Genomic DNA, 5,100 nt, shown 5'->3' with positions numbered 1-5,100 from the left:
TCCGGCGCACACAGTCCACACCGTTCAGAAGTCCGTCGGGCCGGTTTTTCTGGAGCCGGAGAGACGAGCCGCTGCTGGAGGATTATGCGCTGGACCGTGACGCTGCTCCTCCTCGTCGCCCTGTGTCTTGCCGCCGCAGCGGCGGGGCTCTACCGGCCGCCCGAGGGCGGCTTCGCCGAGGTGCCCGGAGATGGCGAGACGAGCCTGGGCGATGTGGTGATCGTTGCAGGTGGGAGCGAAGCGGGCTACCTCGGCGCCATGCTGGACTTGCTGGGTCGGGTCTACGACGGCTGGCTCTCGGTCCAGGACGGTCCGCGCTGCCGCTTCACACCGACGTGCAGCGCCTACGCCCGCGGGGCCTTGAGCCGCTACGGCCTGTTCGAGGGCTGGTTGCTGTCCTGGGGACGTTTGCTGCGTTGTCACCGTTCGATCCCCCGGGGGCTCTACCCCATCGTGCGTTTCGGTTACGACGGCGCGGCGGCGGCCTGGGGCTTGCCGGCCTATCCGGAGTGCGGCGCCTGGGCTCCGCTGAACCTCGACCTCTACCGCCGCGAGCTGCGCGGCCACCTGTTGGACCCGCTGCCATGAAACTCCCGGCGACAGTGTTGCTTTCGTTGCTGCTCAGCTCGGGCGTCGCGGCCCTGGAGCTCGAGTCCGAGGCGCAGTACGGTTTCGCCGCCGCCCTGCTGGAACGCGGCGAGTACTTCAAGGCGGTGCTGGAGTTCGAGCGCCTGCTGCATTTCTTTCCCGACGACGCCCTGGCCGACGACGCCGCCTACCACCTGGCCCTGGCCTACGATCTGGCCGGGGAGCACCCGACGGCGACGGCGGCCTTCCGCCATTTCGCCGGCGCCTATCCGGCCAGCGAGCTGCTGCCCGAGGCGCGGTTGGCGCTGGGACGCAGCCTGGCCCTGAGCCGGCGCTACGAGGAGGCCCGGCGCGAGCTGCAGGAGCTAGCCAAGGCCGCTCCCCCGTTGGCCACCTCGGGGCGGGCCGCCGTGCTGCGTGGGCTGACCTACCTGCCCGGCGATGATTTCGCTTCGGCCCGCCGAGCTTTCGACGGGGCGGCGCAGCGCTTCGACGCCGATCCGGCCGGCGTGCTGGCCGCCGAACTGGCCGCCTTGAGCGCCCGGCGTGATGAGCTGCCCAACACCTCGCCGGCCCTGGCCGGTTTTCTCTCCGGTGTCGTTCCCGGCCTGGGGCAGGCGGTCTGCGGTCGGGTGGGCGACGGTCTGGTGGCCCTGTTCACCAACGGGTTGTGGATCGGCGCCACGGTCTGGGCGGCCAGCGAGGAGGAGATCCCCACCGCCGTGGTCACCGGTCTGCTGGGCTTCAGCTTCTATCTGGGCAACATCTACAACGCCGGTCAGGCGGCCGTCGAGCTCAACCGGCGTCGCACGGCGGCGCTGACCGCCGAGATCGTCGCCGAGGTGCGGGCCTGGGAGACCGAACACGGTACGGGGCTGACCCTGGTGCCGTCGCAGAATCGCTAGCCGGTTTCCGCCCCGCAGCGTTTTACGCCACGACCGCTTTCGGTTAGAATAACAGTGAACGTTCAGCAAACGAGGTTAGTCCGTGCGCAAACTCCAACGCATCAGTCCCGCCAGCCTGCTGCACCTGTTTCTGCCGCAACTGATCACCGCCTACGTCATCAACGCCGCCGGTTACTTTTTCGGTCTGGGCGGAGTGCGCGAGACGGTCCAGCTCATCGGCGGCGGGACGACCTTCTTCTTCGTCTTCAGCGTTCCACTGACCGTAGTCTTCGCCTTCGTCCCGCTGGTGGTCTTCGCCGCGGTCTACAACCGTTACAACGCGGACCGGGAAGGCCTGGAGCTGGAGCTGCCCGCCGAGAATCATGCCGACGGTTCCAACTCCCGTCTGGCCCGCCTCGAGCCTCGCTCCATCCCTAAGGCCTTCGTGCCCTTCCTGGTGGCGGGGCTGGTCTATCTGCTGCTGGTGTTGGGTTCCGGGGCGTTGATCGGCGAGTTGACGGGCCAGGGCGGCGGGATGGTCCCCGGCACCGACGGCGCGGCGGCGGCTGCCGGCGAGGTCCCCGTTGAGGCCTGGTTCAACTTCCTGCTGATCTCGATCGTCGTCGGCACGCCGTTGATGGCGGTGATCATGATGGGGCTGGTGATGCTGGCCGCCCTGCTCTACAACCGGGTCAGCGCCGACGGCGGCGGCCTGCGCCTGTTGGTCGATCAGGAGGGTGACGAGCTGACCCTGCGCAGTGTGATGCCGGCTTCGATCGCCTACCTGCTGCCCAGCCTGTTGGCGCTGATGGTGATCACCGTGGCGCTGCAGTTCCTCCTCGGGATGACCTCGCCCGACGTCGCCGTGGTCGAGGGGCTTTGGACCGTCGGGGTCGCCATCCCCGGGCTCTATCTGACGATCCTGCTCTACAACGTTCTCAGCGGGCGTCGGGGGATCCGTCTCGTACTCAGGCGGATCGAATTCCGGCCGCGGAACCTGCTGCGCTAGGGGGTCGGATGGTCAACGGCAAACAGGTTTTCGCGGGGCGGGAGCTGGCTGTCCGGGTGCTCTACTCGGCGGCGGGGGTGGCGACGACCATCGTGCTGGAGAACCGCCGGGGCGGGGACCTCTTACTGCTGGACTGCGGCGACGGCACCCTGCGCGATCTGCTCGACGCGGGGCTGCATCCGGAGTGGCTGAGCGGGATCGTCCTCAGCCACGGCCACTTCGACCACCTGGGCGGGTTGCATTCGGTGCTGGGGTTTCTGCGGATGATCGGCCGGGACGAGGCGCTGACCGTGGCCTATCCGGCCGGTTGCCTCGAGGCCGAGGGTCTGCTGAACAACTTCCAGACCCTGTATCCCGATTGTTCCTTCGCCTTCGATCTCACCCCCCTGGAGGACGGCGACATCCTCCAGCTCGAGTCCTGGAGCATCGAGGTCCTGGCCGTCGAACACGCCGGCTCCACGGCCGCCGGCGTCGGTGAAGCGGTGCCCGCCCTGGGCTGCCGTGTCGAGCTAGGCGCGGAAACCGCGGCCTACTCCGGCGATTCCGGACCCTGCGACGCCTTGGAGGAAATCTGTAGCGCGGCCGACATCGCCCTGATCGAGGCCACCTGGGATGCCTCGTCGCCCTTCGACGGTGGCGAGCGGGTCCATCTGACCCGGGACGAGGCGGCAGCCTACGGCACCCTGGCGCGACGGTTCGAGCTGGTCCACCGTCGGCGGGAGCGCTGAAGTCACCCGCTGGTCGTCCCTGCCCGAGCGAAACGGGGCGGGAACTAATCCCCCTCCCGCCGCCTTATCCCGCTGCCGGACCCGGCACGCTTCTTGCATTCACGACGGACCCGGCGGTCCGTCGTGGCAACAAGCGCGCCGGGTCCTAGCGTTTTAGTCGTTACCAACGGTTATCAGCCACGTAACAACGGCCGACCATGTTGTCGGCCGTTGTACTTACGGTGAACCGTACTCAAGTCGAACTGGAACAGGCGACGGAGTCAGGCCAAGGTCGCCGCCGGGATCAGCCGGGCCCGGGGCCAGAGCTCCTCGAGGACGGGATTGAGTACCGGTGCCGGGTTGTCTGCGGCGGCGTAGAGCCAGGGTCCGGCCAGGGGGTCGCCGTAGGCCGTCTCGGCGGGGGTCGGGGGCTCGACGGAGACGGCGCTCCGGACCTCGGCGAGGCTCGTCAGCAAGCCGGCCTTGCGCCGGTGCCAGGCGGCGGGTTCGAGGGTGGTGAAGCCCAGCTTCTGTAGCTCTTCGGCGGCTTCGTCGGGGTATCGCCCGGCCCGGGAGACGGCCAGCGTCGCCCCGGTGTCGTCGGCCAGCAGCTCGACGGCGGTCAGCCCCGGCACCCGCCACAGCGGCCCGTTCTTGTCGACGGCGAACTCCAGGGCCACGGCGTAGCCGGGGAAGTCGCGTCGGTAGCAGGCGGACGCTCCCCGGCGGGGCATCAGCAGGATCTCGTAGCGCTGCGCGGGCAGGCTGGGGCGGCAGAGCAGGGCGGTGCGGGCCAGGTTGTAACCCGCCACCCCCTTGGCCGTGCGGCAGCCGATGAGCAGCGCTTCGCTGGAGTTCGGCGTCGGCGTCCAGAGTCCGGTCACCCGGCCGGCCAGCCGGCCCCCGGCGGGCTGGAAGCGGCTGAGCACCCCGGCGAGGGCCAGATCGTAGAGCGTCGCTCGGGGGTCCAGCAGGGGCAGCTCGAGGAAGCAGAAATCCACCTCAGCGGCCGCCGCCTCGATGTCAGCCAGGGACGCTCCCACCCCGACCGTGGCCCGCAGGTCGGCGGCGTGGACCTCGATCCCGGCGTCCAGTCCGCCGAGCCCGACGCGCTCGAACCCGCCAGCCTCGATCTGCGATAAAGCCAACCCCCGCAACCTGCCCTGGCACAGTAGGGGGGCGGGGGTCGATAATAGGTCCCGTAGCTCGGCGGAGCTGTTCGGCCGCTCCACTACAGGGAGACGGCCACCTGGTTGATCTCCTCGTTCTTGCCGAAGAGGACCAACAGGTCGCCGCCGGAGACCTTGGTAACCGCCTGGGGCGCGTCGTCGACCTCGGGCGGGGTGCCCGGCTTGGCGTCGGCGGCCGGCTGACGGATCAGGGCGATCACCCGCACCTTGCCCGAGGTTCCCAGCTCGCCCAGCGGCACGTCCTGGTAGCCCTTGGGGATCGCCACGTGGGCCATGCCCATCTCCGGCGTCACCCGGCTGAAGCGGACGATGTTGGGCACCAGCACCGCCTGGACCAGGTTGGCCGCGATGTCCCGCTCCGGGTAGATCACCCGGTCCGCGCCGATCTGCCGCAGGATCCGCCCGTGCTCCTCGCTCAAGGCCCGGGCGATCACCGTCTTGACCCCCAGCTCCTTGACGTTGAGCGTGGCGATGGTGTTGGCCTCGAAGTCGTGGCCGATGGCGATGATCGCCACGTCGTCGCGGTCCACGCCCTGGCCGACCAGGGCGCTCTTGTTGGTGGCGTCCAGCGCCGCGGCGACGGCGACGAATTCCTTGAGCATCTCGACGCGGCGCACGTCGATGTCGTAGGCGGCGATGCCGTCGCGCTGGAAGTCGGAGAGCATCCGCGCCACGGACATGCCGAACTCACCGAGACCGATGACCGAGTATGAGCGCATGGG

6 protein-coding genes are annotated in these 5,100 nt (G+C 69.3%); 4 read left to right on the top strand and 2 right to left on the bottom strand.

The annotated features are described in order from the left end of the window. The first annotated feature begins 84 nt into the window (after positions 1-84). From yidD to GF399_02055, 4 genes are all read left to right on the top strand, one after another. Entirely contained in the window at positions 85-588 is a 504-nt protein-coding gene (gene yidD / locus GF399_02070) for a membrane protein insertion efficiency factor YidD (protein MBD3399101.1), read from the top strand. Continuing rightward, complete coding sequence (bamD, locus tag GF399_02065; protein ID MBD3399100.1) at positions 585-1,493, top strand: outer membrane protein assembly factor BamD; 909 nt, start codon at positions 585-587, stop codon at positions 1,491-1,493. Before yidD ends, bamD begins: the two co-directional genes overlap by 4 nt. Positions 1,494-1,575: 82 nt before the next feature. Further along, positions 1,576-2,481 (top strand): hypothetical protein, encoded by a 906-nt coding sequence (locus tag GF399_02060; GenBank protein ID MBD3399099.1) that lies wholly within the window; start codon positions 1,576-1,578, stop codon positions 2,479-2,481. Between the two features lie 8 nt (positions 2,482-2,489). Further along, the gene (locus GF399_02055; protein MBD3399098.1) at positions 2,490-3,209 is read left to right on the top strand and encodes an MBL fold metallo-hydrolase; all 720 of its coding nucleotides are present in this window, start codon (positions 2,490-2,492) and stop codon (positions 3,207-3,209) included. A 260-nt stretch (positions 3,210-3,469) separates the two neighbouring features. Here GF399_02055 and GF399_02050 read toward each other — a convergent pair whose 3' ends face one another. Further along, on the bottom strand, positions 3,470-4,336 hold the full coding sequence (locus GF399_02050; protein ID MBD3399097.1) for a hypothetical protein: 867 nt from the start codon (positions 4,334-4,336) through the stop codon (positions 3,470-3,472). An 83-nt stretch (positions 4,337-4,419) separates the two neighbouring features. Next, the coding region (locus GF399_02045) for a hypothetical protein (protein ID MBD3399096.1) at positions 4,420-5,100 on the bottom strand (681 nt) is incomplete at its 5' end.

The sequence above is a fragment of the Candidatus Coatesbacteria bacterium genome (assembly GCA_014728225.1).
Classification (GTDB): domain Bacteria; phylum RBG-13-66-14; class RBG-13-66-14; order RBG-13-66-14; family RBG-13-66-14; genus WJLX01.
The sequence above is the reverse complement of the archived record's forward strand: the minus strand, read 5'-3'. Positions and strand labels throughout refer to the sequence as shown.

What these genes read in the sequence shown, in the direction of transcription:
- GF399_02055 (MBD3399098.1), top strand. Translation starts at nt 2,490, where the DNA reads ATGGTCAACGGCAAACAGGTTTTCGCGGGGCGGGAGCTGGCTGTCCGG.
- yidD (MBD3399101.1), top strand. Translation starts at nt 85, where the DNA reads ATGCGCTGGACCGTGACGCTGCTCCTCCTCGTCGCCCTGTGTCTTGCC.
- bamD (MBD3399100.1), top strand. Translation starts at nt 585, where the DNA reads ATGAAACTCCCGGCGACAGTGTTGCTTTCGTTGCTGCTCAGCTCGGGC.